We start from the raw sequence: 20,974 nt of genomic DNA on the forward strand, positions 1-20,974 counted from the left end.
TGTGCATGGCCACGGAATTTGAAGCCAGAACGGGCAGGGTAGTCGGGCAAACAGCCTCCCTTGATCAGTATTGTGACGCTCACCAACGAAAGCGGCACAGCAATCGTAATCAGCGGCTCGGCTGAATCCAATAGCAATCTGAATGTCATCTATCAGCATTAAGCTGAGGATTTCTTACGTGTAAAAATTGCTTAATCATCGACTTTCAAAAGGAAGTTACTACTTTGCTTTCGAATACTGATGGCTAATCAGTATATTTTTGCTTTCATGAACACCGAATGGTTTCAATCGAGAGCGTAATGGCCGCTTGTATTAAGCTAATAATATGCCTGTCTTATTAAGAGTAGAGAGCGTAATGGCCGCTTGTATTAAGCTAATAATATGCCTGTCTTATTAAGAGTAGTTGGTGTGCCTGTCTGGTTAAAAAGGAGGGGGAATATGTAAAGACGCCGTGTTCGGCGTCTTTTTCTGCTTTTATTAAGCTGTCCACATTGAGTCAAAATCGGCTTAATGCTTTTTGATTGTTAATAACTTAGGCACTTATCCACTTCGTTGGCGGCGCCGAGTATGACGGCGACACGTTGGTGGATAGCGTTAGGTTGGATGTCTAAGATACGGTCTGTATGAGTGTATGCTTTGCCGCCCGCCTGTTCGAGTAACATCGCCATAGGGTTGGCTTCGTACATAAGACGAAGTTTGCCTGGTTTGCTTGGATCCTTGTTGTCCCAAGGATAGATAAAAATACCACCACGACATAAAATTCGATGCACATCGCCAACCATAGCAGCGACCCAACGCATGTTGAAGTTCTTGTTTCTGTTACCTTCTTTTCCTTTTACCAAGTCATTGACATAATTTTGTATGCTTTCTGACCAGAATCGTTGGTTTGACATGTTAATGGCAAACTCTTGAGTCTCTGGCTGGATGGTTACACCTTCTTCGGTCAGTAAAAAAGTGTTTGTTTTTGGATCTAGGGTAAACATGTTTACGCCATTACCGGTACTTAATACCAGCATGCTGGAAGGACCGTAGAGTACATAACCTGCTGCGACTTGCTCTTTACCTGGGATCAAAAAGTCCTGTTCGGTGGCAGGGTTATCCCCAGTTTGGCGATAAATGGAAAAGATGGTGCCGACCATGGCATTGATGTCGATGTTAGAAGAGCCATCAAGCGGGTCAAAGGCGATCAAGTATTCGCCCTTGGTGTTCGCAGGCACAATATCCTCTTCTTCTTCTGAGGCAATAGCACGAACTTCAGGACACGCTAGCAGGGCGTCTTTGAGCATGTCATTAGAAATGACATCGAGCTTTTTTTGTTCTTCTCCTTGGACATTTTCATTTCCAGCCATGCCTAAAATACCAGCGAGTGAGCCTTGCTTTAACACGTCAGATATAGCAACGCAGGTATCAGTTGTTTGGATCAGTACCGTTTGGAGTGAATCTTCGACGGCGCTGGATGCTAACACTTGAGAAAGGTTTTGCATGGTCTGGAATATCCTTGTTTTTAGAGGTGTAGAAATTATGCCACCCTAGGAAGAGAGTGTCAGCTGAGTCTGCTAAATGTGCTTAAAATAAATAGGGAATCGTTGATTTTTCGGATAACCTACGGGCAACAAGTTTAGGGAAATACTATGTCGGATTTTATTGTTCATCACTTAGAGTTAAATGGTCAGGGTGGTGCCACGCTGTTAGATCATCAGTTGTTACCTAATAAGGTGCCCAAAGAAGGTGGACGCTGGGTACATATCGACTTTAGTAAAGGAGACGCTAGGGAGTGGCTTTCTACAGTGGAAGATATGCCAGAAGCCGTGGTAGAAGCTTTGTGTGCAGAAGAAACTCGCCCACGTTCGACCAAGATAGGTCAAGGTGTGCTGGTGACTTTACGTGGTGTGAATTTAAACCCCGGCTCTAACCCTTCCGACATGGTGTCACTGCGGTTGTGGGTGACGCCACATTTTATTGTTTCTAGCCGCCGCCGTCGCTTGTTGTCTGTGCAAGACATAGTAAAGGATTTAAGTGTAGGGGATGGGCCGATTAATAGTGCAGACCTGATGACGATTTTGGCTCAAACATTAACTGGCCGTATGGCTTCAGTGATCGATGACTTAGAAGATGAGTTAGCAGAGCTGGAAGAGAATTTGATTCAGAGTACCGCAGCGTCAGATCAGCGTAGTAGCTTGGTTCAACGGCGCATAGAAACCGTTCGATTACGGCGTTTTCTTGTGCCTCAAAAAGAAGCGATTCAGCGCTTAGCTGTGGAGTCACAAGCTTGGTTAACCAAGGAGCAAGTAGTGCAATTGCAAGAGTCGGCAAACGATATTACTCGTTATGTTGAGGCTTTAGAATCACTGCGTGAGCGTTGTTTATTTATGCAAGAAGAGTTTGTTAACTTGCAGTCAGAAAAGATGAATGCACGTATGTATGTGCTGTCGATTTTATCGGCTATTTTCTTACCCTTAGGGTTTTTAACAGGCTTGTTTGGTATCAATATTGGCGGCATGCCAGGAACAGAAAGTGGTATGGCTTTCTGGTTGTTTTGTGGGGTGTTAGTGGTACTTGGAATAGGGCAGTTTATTGTTATGCGCAAAAGTCGCTGGTTTTAAGCAGCGACTTCTGGATGCAAGATTTGTTCGAATAAACCTTGTGAGCGCTTATTTTTTCAGGGTTTTGACGCCATCTTTTGTTGCGAGCAATAAAACATCGGCAGAGCGCTTAGCGAATAAACCGTTCGTCACTACCCCAACAATGCCATCAATGCTTTTTTCTAATGCGATCGGGTCAAGAATCTCTAGATTGTAGACATCCAGAATATGGTTACCATTGTCAGTGACAACACCTTCACGGTAAACAGGATCGCCACCAAGTTTGACCATTTCTCTCGCTACATGACCGCGTGCCATCGGAATAATTTCTACTGGTAATGGGAAGTCGCCCAATACATTTACCAGCTTTGATTCATCAGCAATGCAAACAAACAAATCACTGCACGCAACGACGATTTTCTCGCGAGTCAAAGCTGCGCCGCCACCTTTAATAAGATGTAAATGGTGATCAGATTCGTCTGCGCCATCAACATATACACGGATTTCAGACACGCTGTTTAGCTCATAAACCGGAATACCATGGCCTTTCAAACGTTCAGCAGACGCTTCTGAGCTGGCAACGGTGCCATCAAAAGTGTGCTTGTGTTTAGCCAATGCATCGATAAAAAGATTGGCAGTAGAGCCGGTACCAACACCTACGATGGTATCGCGATCCAGCATTGGTAAAATGTATTCAACAGCGGCTTTTGCCACGGCTTGCTTTAGTTCGTCTTGGGTCATGCTTCTAGAGCCTTTTCTTATGTTTCTGCGGGGCTATTTTGCACAAATAGCCTCCTCTGAGGGTGGTCATATTATAAGCATATCAAGTAGGGAATGTTAGCCCGAAAAAACAGACAATTTATCGATTTTATGCGCTATTAATTGGTTCTATATGGGCATCTGTCTTTGCGTGAAACAAGTCGAAAGAGTATATTTCATGTTCCGTTTTTTTGGATGACATGTGCGCTGGTAGGTTTTATCACTCACATAGTTCATTGTAATTCGCTTAGGAAACATTATGCCCCATACCATGATCAAGAAAATTCTACAGGCACGTGTCTATGACGTTGCCGTAGAAACACCACTGACTCGCGCCAATCAACTTTCTAATCGGTTAGGCAACGAGATTATTTTGAAACGTGAAGACCTACAGCCAGTTTTCTCGTTCAAAATTCGTGGGGCATACAACAAAATTTGTCAGCTCACTGCAGAAGAGCGTGCCTGTGGGGTCATTGCAGCCTCGGCTGGTAATCACGCACAAGGTTTGGCCTTAGCGGCTAAGAAACTGGGCATTCAGGCGACCATCGTGATGCCTGCGACAACGCCGGAAGTAAAAGTCAGTGCGGTGCGTAACCACGGTGCAGAAGTTGTATTGTTTGGTGATGCTTTTGATGAAGCGTCAGCCAAGTCTCGTGAGATCATGGCACAAACAGGCCAAGTTTATGTGCATCCGTTTGATGATCTAGACACCATTGCCGGGCAAGGCACCATTGGCATGGAAATCTTACACCAGCACGAAGGCGATATTGATGCGATATTTATTCCAGTAGGCGGCGGTGGCTTGATCGCGGGCGTATCGGCTTACATCAAATACCTGCGTCCTGATATCAAAATCATTGGTGTTGAGCCTCAAGATGCTGCTTGTTTAAAAGTAGCATTGGAAAAAGGTGAACCAACACGCTTAGCGCAAGTGGGCATTTTTGCAGAAGGTGTCGCCGTTGCAGAAATTGGTAAAAATACTTTTGATATTGCCAAAGACACTGTAGACGAAGTCATTACCGTCACCACAGATGAAATGTGTGCCGCTATCAAAGACATTTACGATGATACTCGCGCGATCACTGAGCCAGCAGGGGCATGTGCTCTAGCGGGTTTGAAAAAGTACATCGAGCGAGAAGGGGCGAAAGGCCAAACCTTAGTGGCTATAAACAGCGGCGCTAACGTTAACTTTGATCGTCTACGCCATGTTTCTGAGCGTGCTGAGTTGGGTGAAAAACGTGAAGCCATTATTGCCGTGAAAATCCCCGAAGCGCCAGGCAGCTTTAAAGATTTCTGCCAAGCACTGGTTGGCCGTAATATTACCGAATTTAATTATCGTTATGGCAGTGATCAGCAAGCGGTGATTTACGTTGGTGTCGCATTGGGAGGCAGCCCACACAGCCGTCAGGAATTATTAGCAGACCTTAAAGATTACGAGATTATTGATCTGACTGATGATGAAACGACGAAAGTGCATGTGCGTCATATGATTGGTGGACATCTACGTAGCGACAAAGGGGAACTGCTTTACAGTTTTGAGTTCCCTGAACGTCCTGGAGCCTTATTGAAGTTCCTAAATACATTGGGCGGACAATGGAATATTTCCATGTTCCATTACCGTAATCACGGCGATGCTTATGGTCGCGTCTTAGTGGGCTTACAAGCGGTAGGTGAAGAAACCGATGTTACCCATTATCTGGACGAGCTTGGTTACCCTTATCAAGATGAAAATAACAATGAAGCCTGCAAGCTGTTCTTTCGCTAAAAACCGGAAAATCGGTTATCATTGCAGCACTATCATTTTCTGAATTCAGCCCTCTGTTTGTGAAAGCAACCAGAGGGTTGTGTGATTCTGGCACTTACTCTTAATGAGTAGATTGTCCACTGTTTAAAAGGTCTCTTGTGAATATTCAAACCCTTCTGAATCAACGTATTCAAGCGGCAATGGTCGCAGCTGGCGCGCCGGATGGCTCACCAGCCCTTGTTCGTCAGTCTGCTAAAGTGCAGTTTGGCGATTACCAAGCTAACGGCATTATGGGCGTAGCAAAAGCGCTAAAAACCAACCCTCGTGCACTCGCTCAGGAGGTTCTTGAAAAACTGGATCTGTCTGATGTGGCAGAGAAAGTAGAAATCGCGGGTCCTGGTTTTATTAATATTTTCTTGAAAAATGTTTGGTTGGGCAAAGAGTTAGCCGAGCTACGTAGCAGCGATCACCTAGACATTGACCAAGTGGCTTCACCCGAAGTTGTGGTAGTGGATTACTCTTCACCAAACTTAGCGAAAGAAATGCACGTTGGTCATCTTCGCTCAACCGTCATTGGTGATGCGGTAGTGCGTACGCTAGAGTTTTTAGGTCATACCGTAGTACGCCAAAACCATGTAGGTGACTGGGGTACTCAGTTTGGTATGTTGTTGGCTTACATGGAACGTTTGCGTTCTGAGAGTGCTGAAATCAGCATGGCCTTGTCCGATCTTGAAACCTTCTACCGTGCAGCAAAAACCTGCTTCGACGACGATGAAGCGTTTGCTAAACGTGCCCGTGAATTGGTCGTAGAGCTGCAATCAGGCAATGAAGAGTGCTTGGCGTTGTGGGATGAGTTTATCAATATCTCATTAACCCACTGTGAAGAAACCTACAAGATGTTGGGCGTTTCTCTAGAGCGTCAGCACGTCATGCCAGAAAGTGCTTATAACGACGATTTAGCGAATGTGGTCAATGATCTACAAGAGCAAGGCTTGTTACAAGAGTCGAATGGTGCCCAGTGTGTCTTCATGGATGAGTTTGCCAATAAAGACGGTGAAATCACGCCAGTGATCGTACAGAAAACCGGTGGTGGTTTCTTATATGCGACGACAGATTTGGCCGCAGTACGTTTTCGTCAGCATACCTTGAATGCAGATCGAGTACTGTACTTCGTTGATGCGCGCCAATCCCTGCATTTTCAACAGATTTTCACCTTGTCTCGTAAAGCGGGCTTTGTGAAACCAAGTACTCAGCTAGAACACATGCCATTTGGTACTGTGATGGGCAGTGATGGCAAACCTTTTAAAACACGCTCTGGTGGTGTGGCAAAACTGTCTGCTTTGTTAGAAGAAGCGCAAGAGCGCGCATACCAGCTAGTAGCTTCTAAAAACCCAGACATGAGTGAAGAAGAGCTGCGCAACATTGGTCGTGTGGTGGGAATTTCTTCGGTGAAATACGCCGACCTATCGAAAAACCGTACCAGTGACTATGTTTTCAACTGGGATACCATGTTGAGCTTTGAGGGCAACACAGCGCCTTACTTGCTGTACGCTTATTCTCGTATTGCCAGCATTGTAAAACGCGCAGAGATCGATGTAACAAGTTTAACCGGTGATATTGCGGTGCTAGAAGCGCAAGAGCGTGCGTTGGCCGTGAAGTTGTGCCAGTTTGAAGAAGCCATTCAACAAGTTGCCAACGACGGTATGCCGCATTTCTTGTGTGCTTACTTATATGACTTGGCTGGAACCTTCATGACCTTCTATGAAGCATGCCCAATACTAAATGCAGAAGAAGAGGTGAAGAACAGCCGCTTACAATTGGCGTTAAACACGGCGGCGACCTTGAAACAAGGTTTGGCTTTATTAGGCATTGAGACCTTAGAGCGCATGTAAATGTTCGCGTAAATGTTGTTTAATCGGTAAACGAAAGGCGCTCCCTTCTCAGGTCAGCGCCTTTTTAATAACGAAAAAAGAACATTAACCGAGGAATGGAAAAAGCCTATGAAAATCTATATCGCGAACACCGGCGGCACAATGGGCATGATGCCATCAGACCATGGCCTTGTGGCGAACCCAGTTTTTGCTGAGCAACTAACAAGGCAGCTTGAATCTAGCTCAGAGCTTGATCATGAGTTTGTAGTGCACAGTTATGATACGCCAATGGTTGCGGCCAATGTGACACCAAAAGACTGGCAGACAATCGCCCGTGATATAGAAAGTAAATGGCAAGAGTTTGACGCTTTTATCGTACTGCATGGTACTGACACTATGGCGTACACCGCCGCAGCGCTGTGCTACATGATTGCGCCAAGTAAGAAGCCCATCATAGTGACGGGCTCACGCGCTCCCATGGGTAAGGCACGAAGTGATGCCATGAACAATGTATTGGGTGCGGTATCGGCGTGTGAAGCGAACTTAAAAGGCGTGTTTTTATTCTTCGCGAATCGCCTGATTGATGGCGACCGCGCACATTTATCTCACACCAGTGATTGGCAAGCCTTTAGCTCTCCAAAAGCGCTTGAATATGGGGTGTTAGAGTCTGATTGGAAATGGCGCGACAGCAGCTTCGCTCAGTTACTGATTAAACCACCGATGAAAATCCGTATTCCTGACATGGACGAGGGCGCGGTTACTGTCTTACCTGTGTTTCCAGGAGTACAGGTCCAGCATTGGCAAGGCTTGTTAACCCCTCAAGTGAAAGGCGCGGTATTGCTCAGTTATGGCGCGGGCACTGTACCCACCACCGACCCTGAATTGTATGAATTACTAAAAAGCGCTACGGATCAGGGGGTAGTGATTGTTAATGTTAGTCAATGCGAAGGAGGCCGTATTGCAAACAATGAGGCTTGTGAAAGTGAAGCATTGGCCAGAGCGGGTGTGATTTCAGGTAAAGATAGCACCCATGAAGCGGCATTTGCACGCTTGCACTTCTTAATTGGTTTAGGTCTAGACAGTCGTGAAATCAAAGGTGTGTTTAACCGCTAATTGTCTGAGATAACGCTTTTGAAAAGAGAATAAGGAAGGGCAATGGCGCTACTCTCTATGCTTTTGGTGTTGATCTGGTCCGCTGGATTTATTACAGGTAAATTAATTGTCGGTCAGATTGACCCCAATGTGTATTTGAGTATCCGCTTTTTCTGCGCTGGATTATTGTTCCTGATGATTGCCCTCTTGCTGCGCCGACCTTTTCCGAAATGGCAGGAAATGCCGAAGCATATTATTGCTGGCATGTTAATGAATGGTTTTTACCTTGGCTTTGCCTATGTGGCGATCGCCAAAGGCTTACCAGCTGGTATGATGGCTCTGATAGGAGCGCTACAGCCAGCATTAGTGACGGTATTAGCCTTTTTGTTGATCAAAGAAAAAACCTCTTTAAGGGGTATTGTAGGCATTCTGGTTGGTATCTTTGGGTTGCTTTTGGTGGTCAGCCCAGCATTGAAATGGGAGGCTCAGCAAGGCGCTGTTTCTCTGTTAACACTGGTCTTGGCGTGCATGGCAATTGTGTCGCTTTCGTTGGGCGTAACCTACCAAAAAATGTCGATCTCCTCGTCGGATATCTTTAGCTCCATGGCGATTCAAAACCTTGCCGCCAGTGTGGTGTCCTGTGGCTTTATGCTGTTTTTGGGGGAGCGACTGTTTGTCGTCGCCTGGCAATCTTTTGCTCTGGTAGCGTGGGGTGTAATGGTGTTGTCGGGTGGCGGAGTCTTCTTGATGGTGTGGTTATTACGCAAAAGCAGAGCGTCTCAGGTGTCGACTTTTTTGTTACTCGCACCGCCATTAGCAGCGATTGAAAGCTACTTTTTATTTAATGAAACCATGACGTTGGTTCAGCTTGCTGGTTTTGTTGTCACCATTGGTGGCGTCTATTTAAGCAGAAAGGCTTGAGCCGGGCGAAGCCGAGTCGTTAGCTTCTATGGAAACCAGCGCTTATGGCTGGCTGCGCTTGCGTTCCATTATGCGCAGTTTGGCTTCGGCGCGGTCGAGTCTAGTAGCAAAATTTTCTAAGTCATCGACTAGGGTTTCGAACTCAATTTTACTCGGTAATAGCTGACTGTCGTTTTGTAGGTGTTGTACCAATTGAAGCTGCAAGCTGGTGGCAGCTTCTTTGCTCCAAGACCATTGCTTGCGTAATAGGCGCGCCAGTGCAGAAGCGGGTAAATCACCGATGTAATCAGCCAGTAATCCTTCCCAGTCCAATTCAAAGTTTTCCATTACCTTGTGTAAGGTCATCAACGCCTGTGCGTTACCTTGAATGCGCAGGTCGCCATCAAAGAAGCCGTCGCCTTCAAGTAGCTTACGATAAGCCGAACTTGGGCCTTGTACTAGGGTGTCTAAACGAGGGTCAAGGTCCACTTCATCTAGGCTTTCTGGACGGTGTAGCATGACACCGGCTTCAAGAATATGGATTTGTAAAATCAAAGAAAAGTCTTCCACATAGAGGAAAACTTGCTGGCCGGCCAGTTTGCTAAGACGTGCTTGCGATGGATCATCCTGCTTAAGGGCAAGGTTAATGGCGTGTTCGATCGCACTGATAGCAGAAAGGCTAAGGGAGCTCATGTTAATTCCTAATGGTGTGAAGCGATGCTTTTTAAAAACGTATGTGCACTACAGCTGATGGAGCTGAATCACCGAAGTTTCCCGCGTCTGACCTTCTTTTTCAAGGCGATCCAGGTACATTTTCCAAAGCTCGTCATGGTTTTTGCCTAGGTTATACAGGTATTCCCAAGTATAGAGCCCAGTGTCGTGACCATCATTGAAACTGATCTTTAGCGCGTAATTGCCAGCGCCTTCGACATTTTGAATAGAGACGTCTTTTTTGCCGTATTGCAGGATTGGCATTTGTAAGCCATGGCCACGTACTTCGGCTGAAGGAGAATGAACGCGGAGATATTCCGCGCTCAAACGAAAAGACTGACCATCAGCAAACGCCAGCTCCAATTCACGAGATTGCTTATGGTAATGAATCTTGGTTGGTGCAGGTGTCATGATGCTCTGTCCTAGTGGTAGTGATTAAAGTATGTATTGGCTTAGGTCTTCGTTTTCAACGATGGCACCTAATTGCTCATCCACATACGCGGCAGTAATATCAACTTCTTGCCCGTCTGGCATGTCGCTCGCTGAGTAAGAAACTTCCTCTAGCAATCGCTCTAATACCGTGTGCAAGCGTCGAGCACCGATGTTTTCGGTACGCTCGTTGACTTGGAAAGCAATTTCCGCAATGCGGTGAATACCTTCGGTGGTGAAGTTAATATTGATGTTTTCAGTCGCTGCCAAGGCAATGTATTGTTGAGTCAGAGAGGCACTTGGTTCAACCAAAATACGCTCGAAATCGTTGACCGTTAGCGCATCTAATTCAACGCGAATGGGTAAACGACCTTGTAGCTCAGGGATCAAATCAGATGGTTTAGACAAGTGGAAAGCACCGGATGCGATAAACAAGATGTGATCGGTTTTGATCATGCCGTATTTAGTGCTCACTGTGCAGCCTTCAACCAAAGGAAGAAGATCACGCTGAACACCTTCACGAGAGACTTCACCGCCAGAACGTTCGGAGCTTTTTGCGACTTTATCGATTTCGTCTAGGAAAACGATACCGTTTTGCTCAACCGCTTCAACTGCTCGTGCTTTAAGCTCATCTTCGTTAACCAGCTTAGAGGCCTCTTCATCACGCACCTGACGCAACGCTTCTTTGACTTTCAGTTTGCGTTTTTTGGTCTTTTGCGACCCCATGCTAGAGAACATGTTTTGCAACTGGCTGGTCATTTCTTCCATGCCAGGAGGCGTCATAATCTCAACTCCCATAGGGGAATCCGCTAGATCAATTTCTATGTCTTTGTCGTCTAGCTTACCTTCGCGCAGTTTTTTACGGAAAGCCTGACGTGTACTGTTATTTTCTAATTCTGGGTCACCACCGCGAGCAGGAGGTAATAAAATGTCCAAAATACGATCTTCGGCAGCATCTTCTGCTTTATGGCGCAGCTTTGCGGTTTCTTGCTCGCGTAGCATTTTGATCGCCATCTCGACTAGGTCGCGAATAATCGACTCTACGTCACGGCCAACATAACCGACTTCGGTAAATTTAGTGGCTTCGATCTTGATAAAAGGGGCGTTTGATAGCTTGGCCAAACGGCGTGCAATTTCGGTTTTACCCACCCCTGTTGGTCCAATCATCAGGATGTTTTTAGGGGTGATTTCTGCGCGCATGTCTTCAGGAAGTTGCATGCGGCGCCAGCGGTTGCGTAGTGCAATAGCCACCGCGCGTTTGGCTTTTTGCTGGCCAATAATATGATTGTCTAATGCGTTAACCGTCTCTCTTGGGGTCATGCTGCTCATGTTGAGTTCTCTCGTTTATTCTTTGGTGGACGTGGCGGACTTGTCTTCAAGCTGAGAATCGATGGTTATTTCTTCGATGGTCAAGCTGTGGTTAGTGAACACACAAATATCGGCCGCAATGTTTAGGCTTTTTTCGACTATGTCTTTTGCGCTTAAATCGCTGTTGTCGATCAAGGCACGAGCCGCCGCTTCTGCGTAGTTACCGCCAGAGCCAATGGCCAAAGCACCATGTTGCGGTTCGACCACATCACCGGTACCAGTAATGATTAGGGTGCTTTCTTTGTTAGCGACGATCAGCATGGCTTCAAGGCGGCGTAACGCTTTATCAGAGCGCCAGTCTTTCGCCAGATCCACGGCGGCACGAACGAGGTGTCCTTGATGTTTTTCGAGTTGTCCTTCGAAACGTTCGAAAAGAGTGAAGGCGTCTGCGGTGCCGCCGGCGAAGCCTGCGATCACTTCACCACGGTATAGGCGGCGCACTTTACGTGCGTTGCCTTTCATCACGGTGTTGCCTAAAGAGACTTGTCCATCGCCGCCTACGACGACTTGGTTGCCTTTGCGTACTGTAAGAATCGTTGTCATGGTCTACTCCAAATTCGATTCTTACAAGGTGGGGGCAGTCAGGAAGATTTTCAAGCGAAATGCGCATACAGAAGTGTCTTTCACTTTGTATGCGCGAAGATTACTTAGATTGCAGCTCTTTTTTCACTTTGTAGGAGTAAGCCTCAATGCGCATATCGACTAATTTGTCTTCAATATGGTTCATTTTGGAACGGTCATTGAATGGGCCGATCACCACCCGATACCAAGGCTTACCATCTTTGGTGCTGGTGGTTTGACGCACACTGGTATCAACCATGCCTGCTAGTATCAGCTTAGCTCGCATACGGTCCGCGTCTTTTGAATTACGAAATGAGGCCGCTTGGAGCATGTAGTAAAAGTCTTGTTCGCCACGAGGCTCATATTGATAAGCGTCAACATGGCTAGTATCGACTTCACTGTCTTGCAAGATTTGATAAAAATCAAATGACTCTTTCTTTGGTGCTTCCGCTTTCTTTGGCGGGGCTTTTTTTACCTCAGTTTTGGCGGTTTTACTCTCGACCGGTTGCGGGCGAACTGGCTTTGCCTGAGGCGGACTTTTCACTTGGCTTAGCTGGGTTAAACCATAGATAAAGGCGATCAGAATAGTCGGCACGATCAGCCATAACCACCAAGGAGTTTTGCGTTTCGCTGGTGGAGCTGCACGACGCGTTGCGCCTTTTTTGGGGCGAGTGCCTTTGGTTGCAATTTGTACAAAATTAAACATATTTTCGGCTTTTTAAGAAACTGTGCACATTATGCGGACTTGGCTAGTAAGTTTCCAGTGGATCAACGTCAATCGCAAAACGAATTTTATGTTGCCGTGTCGCTTGTTCCAGCCAATGGGTCATGAGTGCGGTGATCTGATGCAAAGGAGCCCGATTAGCAGACTTAATAGAGAGTAAAGCACGATGTTGTCCAGCCTTACGTACTATGATCGCCGTGTAAGGGCCGACTGACAGCAAACCTGCTGGAAAATGAGGCTCTAAATCCTGTTTCATAGCTGCGAGTAACTGCATTGCTTCTTGCTCGTTGCCTGACTCTGCGCGAACAATAACTTGGTGAAAGAAAGGAGGTAAGGATAAGCTTTTGCGTTCAGCTAAACCATCGATCGCAAAATGCTCGTAACCAAGATTGCATAGACATTCAATTGCCGCATGATCTGGGTGGTAGGTTTGCAACAACACATGGCCTGGTTTTTTGGCACGGCCAGCACGGCCAGCCACTTGGGTAATAAGCTGAGCTGTGCGTTCCATACCTCTAAAATCGGCAGAAAAAAGTCCCGCGTCGGCGTCCATGACGATCACTAAGGTTACGTTGGGGAAGTGATGCCCTTTGGCCAACATTTGGGTGCCAATCAGAATGGCTTGATTGTGTTCGTGAATTTTCTGCGTCAGTTGAGCCATGGCAGACTTACGTTGTGTGCTGTCGCGATCAATACGTAGAATAGGGACGTCTTTAAAAAGAGCAGACAGCTGTGTCTCAATTTGTTCCGTACCTTCTCCAACAGTAAACAGCTCTTCAGACTGACATTCAGGGCAGCTGTGAAGCAGGGCTTTTTGAGCATCACAATGATGGCAATGGAGTTTGTTTGCACGTTTATGGACGGTTAAGTTCACATCACAATGGTCACAACTGGCGATCCAACCACATTGATGACACATTAACGTAGGCGCGTAGCCGCGGCGATTGAGAAACACCAAGACTTGCTCTTGTCGAGCAAGGCACAGTTCCATTGCTGAGAGCGCTTGCTGACTAAAACCATTGACTAGGTTTTGGCCTCGTAAATCAACGCGTTCCATTTTAGGGGGCTGGGCACTGCCGGCTCGCTGACGTAGTTTTAACCATGCAAAACGTTTTTGTAATGCATTCGCGAGACTTTCAAAAGAAGGGGTTGCAGAAGCCAGCAAGACCGGAATATTAAGATGCTGCGCACGTTTAATGGCCAAATCACGAGCGTGGTAACGAAACCCCTCATGCTGTTTGTAAGAGGCATCGTGCTCTTCATCGATAACGATCAGACCTAAATTCGGAGCGGGAATAAAAGCGGCCGAGCGGGTACCAATAATGACTTTGGCGTGGCCGCTGGCGGACAACAACCATGCGTCTAAGCGTTCGCGGTCGCTCATATGGGAATGCATGAGGACAATATCAGTGTGTAGCCGGCTTTCGAAGCGCTTCAATGTTTGTGGTGTTAGGCCAATTTCAGGCACCATGACCAAGACTTGCTTGCCATCTTCTATCAGCTTTTCCATGACCCGTAAGAAGACTTCGGTTTTGCCACTGCCAGTGACTCCATCTAACAAAGCAACACCAAAAGAAGAAGCCATATCCAGTAAATGATCGGTAGCAAGTCGCTGTTCTGGGTTTAAGATAGGTGCAACTTGAGTTTGGTGAGTGTGCTTCTCTCCTGCTTTATTGAATGAACGTTGTTCGCGTCGCAGCAAGCCTTTTTCTTCTAGTGCTTTGCCGGCACTGGTAGACAGAGATAGGGAAGAAATTGCATTTTGGCTCATGCCATTGGGGTGCTGTTGTACCGCCTTTAAAAAGTCTTGTTGGCGCGGTGCTTTGGCCAGTGATTCAAGGTCTTTGTGTTGGCCTTCGGGGGTTGTAAACCACCAGTTTTCAGTACGAAACTCTGCATTTTCCCCTTTCCGAAGTAACACGGGCAACGCATGAAATAACACGTCGCCAATTGGGTGGTGATAATAGCGCGCCGCCCATTCGCATAGAATCATCAGTTCGCTTGGAATAACCGCTGCTTCATCTTGCAAAGAGGTAATGGGCTTGATGTTGTTTTCATCCCATTGGCTTTGCTCACTAAATGAAACAATGACCCCAAGGCGGCTGCTTTTACCAAAAGGCACCTTGACGCGCATGCCAGGTTGCAAGCGATGACGTAGCGCCATCGCTTTGGGTATCTTATAGTCAAATAAGGTACGCATCGGAACGGGTAACGCAATCTGGACGAAAGGGTAAGGGGTTAAAAGTGCCTCTTGCATGTGTGTGTTGTGGCCTTATTAGTAAAAAATGAACAGTGGGCGATCGCGTTTCTAAGTGTACGTTACTGTGGCTATTGGGCGCGAGTGTGAATTTTTCGGGAAAGCGCGATAAAAAGGTTGATGATTAACCGATTGATCCCTAAAATACGCGCTCTTGGTACCACTGTACAATGTCTGTACAACGAATCGTGCGGTGCTTGACGAGGCGAAAGCCCCTATGTCGATCAAGTGGCGGCACACCAAACTTGAAGGTAAATACAATGAAAAACGATATCCATCCAAATTACTCTGCAATTACTGCTACTTGTACTTGTGGTAACACATTGAACCTAAACTCAACTTTAGGTAAAGACATGCACGTTGATGTATGCAGCCAATGTCACCCATTCTACACTGGCCAACAGAAAATGTTGGATACTGGTGGTCGTGTTGATCGCTTTAACAAGCGTTTCGGAGCACGTCGTTCAGCTAAGTAATTGGCCGAATGAAAGTGATTTTTCAAAAAAAGCGCCAAGTTTTCTTGGCGCTTTTTTTGTTTTTATCCAGCGCCTCTTATGCGAACGATTTATGTCGTGCATCGGGAGCGCTTGAACGCGCCCAAGTGAAGCGGGTGGTAGATGGCGATACCTTGTATTTAGCCGATGGCCGTCGAGTTCGGTTAGTGGGCATTAATACCCCTGAATTAGACCACGAAAAGGGGCTTCATGAGCCGTTTGCTGTCGCCGCAAAGCGCCGGTTAATTCAGCTTTCAGGGCGTTATGTGTACTTACAACCCAGTAAAGATGGGCGTGACAAATACGGACGATATCTGTACTACCTTTTCGATAAAGATCGTATTTCACTATCAAGTCAGTTACTATCTGCTGGGCTAGGTTACCGTGTTGCTGTACCTCCTAACCTTGCTTATCAGGCCTGTTTTCAGGCGTCTGAACAAGTGGCTCGTAATGCGCATTTGGGAGTATGGCAGCAATCATTACAGTGGCGGCCACAAGCCGGATTTGTAATGGCTCGAGTAGCAATCACCTCCATTGCTCATAACCGAGGTGGGTGGTGGCTAGAAACCAATCAGGGGCTAGTGATCAATTTACCGCCCAGCGCTTCAGACTATTGGCCAGCTCAGAAAGTATTTTTTCTCCAAGGTCATACAGTTGAAGTGCGTGGCTGGCAACATAAACGGAGCAGTCGCAAATCAAAATATCAGTCTTGGGTTCTCACGGTGAAACACCCAAATGACATTAAAGATATGGACGCAATGTGATTCACCCTTGTGGCGAGTTGGTTCCATTTTTAATGTGATTTATAAGGCTTTTTGAGGCAGACTATTCTGAGATAATACTAAAAAGGACCGCTTCCAAAAACGCAGTTTTTTGAACAAGGTCTAAGTAAGATAAGTATTTAATATAAAACACCAAATAATAGACGGAAACATCATAATGGCAGAAGATATCAAGCAAGCTGCACTGGATTACCACGAATATCCAGTACCTGGAAAAATGAGCTCTACTATTACCAAGCCAACAGCAACGGCACGTGACCTTGCTCTAGCTTATAGCCCTGGTGTGGCTGAGCCTTGTCGCGAAATTGCAAAAGACCCTGAAGCTGCTTACCGATTCACTGGTAAGGGCAATCTTGTAGCGGTTATTTCTGACGGTTCTGCGATTCTTGGTTTAGGTAATCTAGGCCCATTGGCTAGTAAGCCAGTAATGGAAGGTAAAGGGTTGTTGTTCAAACGCTTTGCTGGCGTTAACTCTGTTGATGTAGAAGTTGAATCTGAAAGCCCACAAGCTTTTATTGATACGGTTGCTCGTATTGCAAACACCTATGGTGGTATCAACCTAGAAGACATCAAAGCACCAGAATGTTTTGAAATCGAACGTCAGTTGATCGAACGTTGTTCTATCCCTGTTTTCCATGATGACCAACACGGTACCGCGATTGTGACGGCAGCGGGTTTGTTAAATGCGCTTGAGTTACAAGGTAAAGACATTGCATCGGCTAAGATCGTTTGTCTAGGTGCTGGTGCCGCAGCGACAGCTTGCATGAAGCTGATCATTGCTTGTGGTGCGCAACGTGAAAACATCTTTGTACTTGACCGTAAAGGTGTTATCCACTCTGGTCGTGATGACTTGAACCAATTCAAAGCGATGTTTGCGATTGATACTGATAAACGTACTTTGGATGATGCAATTGATGGCGCAGACGTCTTCATTGGTGTGTCTGGTCCTGATCTTTTCTCTGGCGAGCAGTTAAATAAAATGGCCGCTAATCCGATCGTGTTTGCTTGTTCAAACCCAGATCCAGAGATCAATCCTGAATTGGCGCACTCTACTCGTGATGACTTGATCATGGCGACAGGTCGTTCTGACTACCCGAACCAAGTAAACAATGTATTGGGCTTCCCATTCATTTTCCGTGGTGCTTTAGACGTTCGCGCGACTAAGATCAATGAAGAAATGAAAGTAGCAGCAGTTCATGCATTGAAAGATCTTGCGAAAGAAGAAGCCCCAGCTGATGTGGTAGAAGCATACGGCGGCGGTGCATTGAGCTTTGGTAAAGAGTACATCCTGCCAAAACCAATGGATTCTCGCTTGTTGAATGTTGTTTCTGCAGCGGTTGCACAAGCTGCGGTAGATTCTGGTGTGGCAACACTTCCATACCCAGAGTTCTACCCATTAGAGAACCTAGATCACTTTGGTGGCTAAGTATTTCTCAAAGAGTGAGTAGTATTACTCTAATAGAAAAGGCGATGTCTTATAGAGACAGCGCCTTTTTTTTTGCTTTGAATTTTGTGCCAAACACAGGGTTTGGTAGAGGCGATTGAGTGATACCAATTTCAGGTAAAGGAGTAAATTAGATGAGAGTGGCGGTATATTGTGGCTCAGCATTAGGAGTGACCGAAGAATATAGTGTCGCTGTGGCTAGCTTGGGGCGTTATTTTGCGGAGCATCAAATTGATGTGGTGTATGGCGGTGGCCATGTCGGTTTAATGGGGGTGATTGCGAATGCCACACTCGAGGCTGGTGGCAATGTCATAGGGGTGATTCCTCAACATCTCCAAGAAAAAGAAATTGCTCATTTGGCGTTAACAGAGTTACATCTAGTGGCTGATATGCATCAACGCAAAGCTAAAATGGCAGAATTAGCGGATGCATTTGTCGCACTTCCCGGGGGAATTGGCACCTTAGAAGAAATCTTTGAAGTGTGGACTTGGGCGCAATTGGGGTTACACAATAAACCCTGTGCATTTTACAATGTCGCTGGTTTTTATGAGCCTTTGTTTACCATGGTAAAGGGAATGCAAGATGCCGGATTCATTAAACAGCCTTATGCTGACATGATCATTCAAGCGGATTCCCCCTCACAACTGCTCGCCGCTTTTGACGGTTATCAGTCACCAAGAAAAAAATGGCAGTAAACGTCATATAAAAAAATCAGCACTTGGCTGATTTTTTTAAAGACGTTGCTTGTTAAGCGTTTTTAGAAAAGGTTTTCGAGCGCATTGTCGGATTGCTTTTCTTGCTGTGCTTCATTCTCCTGACCATTATCAGAGGTCAGAACATTTGCCGTGCGTTGGGCAGGGATATGGTCCCTACGAAACATCTCAAAGATGGCATCTTTCTGTCCAGGAAGCGCCCGTTCGCCGGTTTTGGGGTCGATACGGACGGTAACTAGGGTAGACGGTTTTTGCACATAAGACAGTGGCGTATCATCTAGCGCTACACGCATATAATCTATCCAAGTAGGCAGTGATACTGAGCTGCCAAAAGCACCTCGTCCTAGGCTGGTAGAATCATCAAAGCCACTCCAGACGGTAGTAACTAGAGAGCCATTATAGCCAGAGAACCAAGCGTCTTTGCCGTCATTAGTGGTACCTGTTTTCCCTGCGAGATCCGGTCGTTTTAGCACGCGGGCGCGTCGGCCTGTACCGTACTGGATCACATCTCGCATCATGTCGTAGATTAGGTAATCCACTTCAGGGGTTAATCTTTGCTCCGCAACTGGACGGTTCTGCACGCCTTGAGGGGTAGCGAACAAACCTGACTGTTTGCCGTCTTGTTGGTCGCTGTCCAGTAAAGTACAGCTGCGACATACTGTGTCGGGTGTGGCTTGAAAAACCACTTCATTGTTGCGATCCGTAATATGGTCAATTAAATAAGGGGTAATTTTATAGCCACCATTTGAGAACACCGCATAACCTGTCGCCATTTCCATAGGAGATACGTTTGCGCTGCCCAAAGCCAGTGATAAGTTGCGTGGCAGCTCGTCTGCATTAAAGCCAAAGCGAGTTAAAAACTTGATGGTTGGGCTGATGCCCAATTCTTGCAGCAAGCGGACTGACACAATATTTTGCGAACGGTACAGCGCAGGGCGTAAACGGGTTGGGCCATAAAAGCGGCCATTATCATTGGTTGGGCGCCATGCTTTATCCAGATTTGAATCTTCAAACACAACGGGAGCGTCATTGATCAGACTCGCTGCGGTATAGCCTCGGGATAAAGCGCTGGAGTAAATGAAAGGCTTAAAGCTGGAGCCAGGCTGACGCTTAGATTGGGTAACACGGTTAAACTTATTCTCATAATAATTAAAGCCGCCGACTAAGGCTTGAATAGCGCCATCTCTACTCTTGATCGAGATTAAGGCGCTTTGCAATTTTGGTTTTTGGGTGAGAATCCAGCCAAGATCAGCATCTGGTCTGAGATCGATAATGTCCCCAGGCACCATAATGTCAGCCACCGTTTTTGGTGCTGGACCTTGCAAATCGTCGTTAATATAGGGCTTCGCCCATTTCATAGAATCCCATGAAAGAGTGATTTGATCGCCATTATTAAGCAGTACATTAGCGTATTGGTCAGTAGTTGAGATGACTAAACCTACACGCCAAACGTGTAATGTCTTATATTGCTTCAGTGCTTTTTCTTGCTCTTTGAGCGATTTGTCGAGGAGCTCCGGGTGGGACGCAACAACGCCTCGGTAGCCGTGCTTCATATCATAGCTTAGGACGCCATCGTTAATGGCTTTATTTGCGGCAGTCTGGCGCTTGGAGTCAATCGTGGTATAGACAGTGAGACCTTCAGTGTAGAGTTTGTCCCCATAGGTCTGGTGTAGTTCAGAGCGCACCATTTCCGCAATGTAACCTGCGTCTACATCCGGTGTGATCCCGTAGTCACTAGCGGTAACCGGCGTTTCTACGGCGCTTTGGTATTGCTCTTTATTAATGGAGCCAAGTGACAACATGCGCTGCAAAATCCAGTTACGGCGGATAAGTGCGCGTGACGGGTTGGCAACTGGATTATACCGCGAAGGGGCTTTCGGTAGACCTGCAATCATGGCGTATTGCGCTAGGTTCAGGTCTTTTAGCTCTTTGCCATAATACACCTGTGCGGCGGCTTCAAAGCCATAAGCGCGTTTACCGAGATAGATTTTATTGACGTATAGCTCAAGAATTTCGTGTTTTGTGAGCTCTCGTTCCATTTTTAAAGAAATGAAGATCTCAGTAAATTTTCGGGTAAAGGTCTGCTCGAATGAGAGAAAGTAGTTTCTTGCCACCTGCATGGTGATAGTACTACCGCCACCTTGAATTTTCCCCGTCGTGACCAGCTGCATCGCCGCACGACCTAAGCCCATAATATCGATACCAGGGTGATGGTAAAAATTGCTGTCTTCGGCGGCTAGAATCGCGTGCTCTAGTTCGGCTGGCAGCTGTGCGTAACTAATAGGGGTTCGACGCTGCTCGCCAAATTCGCCAATTAACTTATTGTCCGCAGTGTAAATTCTTAAAGGAATCTGTAGCTCGGTGTCTTTTAACTGAGTCACTGTTGGGATGCGGTCTTTAACGCTCTGGTAAACGGCAAAGGTAATCACAGCACTACAAAGAGCACCGAACAAGGCTAAGAAAAAGAAGATTTTTAATACTTTCAACATACAGATCCAATACAAATGGATTAAAAAAATAACATTATAACTAAGTTAGGCGGC

The 20,974-nt window shown here is 46.3% G+C and carries 18 protein-coding genes; 9 read left to right on the plus strand and 9 right to left on the minus strand.

Features of this window, described 5'->3' with window-relative positions:
* Window positions 1-524 precede the first annotated feature (524 nt).
* The gene (locus DFP81_RS12730; RefSeq protein ID WP_115898279.1) at window positions 525-1,484 is read right to left on the minus strand and encodes a class 1 fructose-bisphosphatase; all 960 of its coding nucleotides are present in this window, start codon (window positions 1,482-1,484) and stop codon (window positions 525-527) included.
* A gap of 147 nt (window positions 1,485-1,631) precedes the next feature.
* On the opposite strand from DFP81_RS12730, the gene DFP81_RS12735 reads away from it, so the two are divergent.
* A complete protein-coding gene (locus tag DFP81_RS12735; protein WP_115898280.1) occupies window positions 1,632-2,603 on the plus strand; it encodes a zinc transporter ZntB in 972 nt (323 codons plus the stop codon).
* 48 nt (window positions 2,604-2,651) lie between these two features.
* Here the strand turns inward: DFP81_RS12735 and rpiA are convergent, their stop codons facing one another.
* Window positions 2,652-3,323: a ribose-5-phosphate isomerase RpiA gene (gene rpiA / locus DFP81_RS12740; RefSeq protein WP_115898281.1), complete on the minus strand. Its 672-nt coding sequence runs from the start codon at window positions 3,321-3,323 to the stop codon at window positions 2,652-2,654.
* Window positions 3,324-3,600: 277 nt separating this feature from the next.
* Between rpiA and ilvA the strand changes: the two genes are divergently transcribed.
* The 4 genes from ilvA (at window position 3,601) to DFP81_RS12760 (ending at window position 8,969) form a co-directional block, all read left to right on the plus strand.
* Complete coding sequence (ilvA, locus tag DFP81_RS12745) at window positions 3,601-5,106, plus strand: threonine ammonia-lyase, biosynthetic (RefSeq protein WP_115898282.1); 1,506 nt, start codon at window positions 3,601-3,603, stop codon at window positions 5,104-5,106.
* 137 nt (window positions 5,107-5,243) lie between these two features.
* Window positions 5,244-6,977, plus strand: a complete 1,734-nt coding sequence (gene argS / locus DFP81_RS12750) for an arginine--tRNA ligase (protein ID WP_115898283.1) — start codon at window positions 5,244-5,246, stop codon at window positions 6,975-6,977.
* A 108-nt stretch (window positions 6,978-7,085) separates the two neighbouring features.
* A complete protein-coding gene (locus DFP81_RS12755) occupies window positions 7,086-8,069 on the plus strand; it encodes an asparaginase domain-containing protein (protein WP_115898284.1) in 984 nt (327 codons plus the stop codon).
* Between the two features lie 42 nt (window positions 8,070-8,111).
* Window positions 8,112-8,969 (plus strand): DMT family transporter, encoded by an 858-nt coding sequence (locus DFP81_RS12760; protein ID WP_115898285.1) that lies wholly within the window; start codon window positions 8,112-8,114, stop codon window positions 8,967-8,969.
* Window positions 8,970-9,011: 42 nt separating this feature from the next.
* On the opposite strand, the gene DFP81_RS12765 is transcribed toward DFP81_RS12760, so the two are convergent.
* The 6 genes from DFP81_RS12765 to DFP81_RS12790 all read right to left on the minus strand — a co-directional run bounded on the left by DFP81_RS12765 (window position 9,012) and on the right by DFP81_RS12790 (window position 14,998).
* The gene (locus tag DFP81_RS12765; protein WP_115898286.1) at window positions 9,012-9,641 is read right to left on the minus strand and encodes a ubiquinone biosynthesis accessory factor UbiJ; all 630 of its coding nucleotides are present in this window, start codon (window positions 9,639-9,641) and stop codon (window positions 9,012-9,014) included.
* Window positions 9,642-9,689: 48 nt separating this feature from the next.
* Window positions 9,690-10,073 carry a gamma-butyrobetaine hydroxylase family protein gene (locus DFP81_RS12770; RefSeq protein WP_115898287.1) on the minus strand — a complete coding sequence of 128 codons (384 nt, stop codon included), beginning with the start codon at window positions 10,071-10,073 and terminating at the stop codon, window positions 9,690-9,692.
* Between the two features lie 21 nt (window positions 10,074-10,094).
* Entirely contained in the window at window positions 10,095-11,417 is a 1,323-nt protein-coding gene (gene hslU / locus DFP81_RS12775; protein ID WP_115898288.1) for an ATP-dependent protease ATPase subunit HslU, read from the minus strand.
* A gap of 15 nt (window positions 11,418-11,432) precedes the next feature.
* Window positions 11,433-11,999: an ATP-dependent protease subunit HslV gene (gene hslV, locus DFP81_RS12780; RefSeq protein WP_115898289.1), complete on the minus strand. Its 567-nt coding sequence runs from the start codon at window positions 11,997-11,999 to the stop codon at window positions 11,433-11,435.
* A gap of 100 nt (window positions 12,000-12,099) precedes the next feature.
* Complete coding sequence (locus DFP81_RS12785) at window positions 12,100-12,723, minus strand: SPOR domain-containing protein (protein WP_115898290.1); 624 nt, start codon at window positions 12,721-12,723, stop codon at window positions 12,100-12,102.
* 43 nt (window positions 12,724-12,766) lie between these two features.
* Window positions 12,767-14,998, minus strand: a complete 2,232-nt coding sequence (locus tag DFP81_RS12790) for a primosomal protein N' (RefSeq protein WP_115898291.1) — start codon at window positions 14,996-14,998, stop codon at window positions 12,767-12,769.
* A gap of 260 nt (window positions 14,999-15,258) precedes the next feature.
* On the opposite strand from DFP81_RS12790, the gene rpmE reads away from it, so the two are divergent.
* The 4 genes from rpmE (at window position 15,259) to DFP81_RS12810 (ending at window position 18,413) form a co-directional block, all read left to right on the plus strand.
* Window positions 15,259-15,474, plus strand: a complete 216-nt coding sequence (gene rpmE / locus DFP81_RS12795; protein ID WP_115898292.1) for a 50S ribosomal protein L31 — start codon at window positions 15,259-15,261, stop codon at window positions 15,472-15,474.
* Window positions 15,475-15,482: 8 nt separating this feature from the next.
* Window positions 15,483-16,256, plus strand: coding sequence for a thermonuclease family protein (locus tag DFP81_RS12800; protein WP_115898293.1), 774 nt, complete (start codon window positions 15,483-15,485; stop codon window positions 16,254-16,256).
* A 175-nt stretch (window positions 16,257-16,431) separates the two neighbouring features.
* Window positions 16,432-17,700, plus strand: coding sequence for a malic enzyme-like NAD(P)-binding protein (locus tag DFP81_RS12805; RefSeq protein WP_115898294.1), 1,269 nt, complete (start codon window positions 16,432-16,434; stop codon window positions 17,698-17,700).
* Between the two features lie 152 nt (window positions 17,701-17,852).
* The gene (locus DFP81_RS12810; RefSeq protein ID WP_115898295.1) at window positions 17,853-18,413 is read left to right on the plus strand and encodes an LOG family protein; all 561 of its coding nucleotides are present in this window, start codon (window positions 17,853-17,855) and stop codon (window positions 18,411-18,413) included.
* A 62-nt stretch (window positions 18,414-18,475) separates the two neighbouring features.
* Here the strand turns inward: DFP81_RS12810 and DFP81_RS12815 are convergent, their stop codons facing one another.
* Complete coding sequence (locus tag DFP81_RS12815) at window positions 18,476-20,920, minus strand: penicillin-binding protein 1A (RefSeq protein WP_115898296.1); 2,445 nt, start codon at window positions 20,918-20,920, stop codon at window positions 18,476-18,478.
* Window positions 20,921-20,974: the final 54 nt, after the last annotated feature.

The sequence above is a fragment of the Marinomonas pollencensis genome (assembly GCF_003387375.1).
Lineage (GTDB): Bacteria > Pseudomonadota > Gammaproteobacteria > Pseudomonadales > Marinomonadaceae > Marinomonas > Marinomonas pollencensis.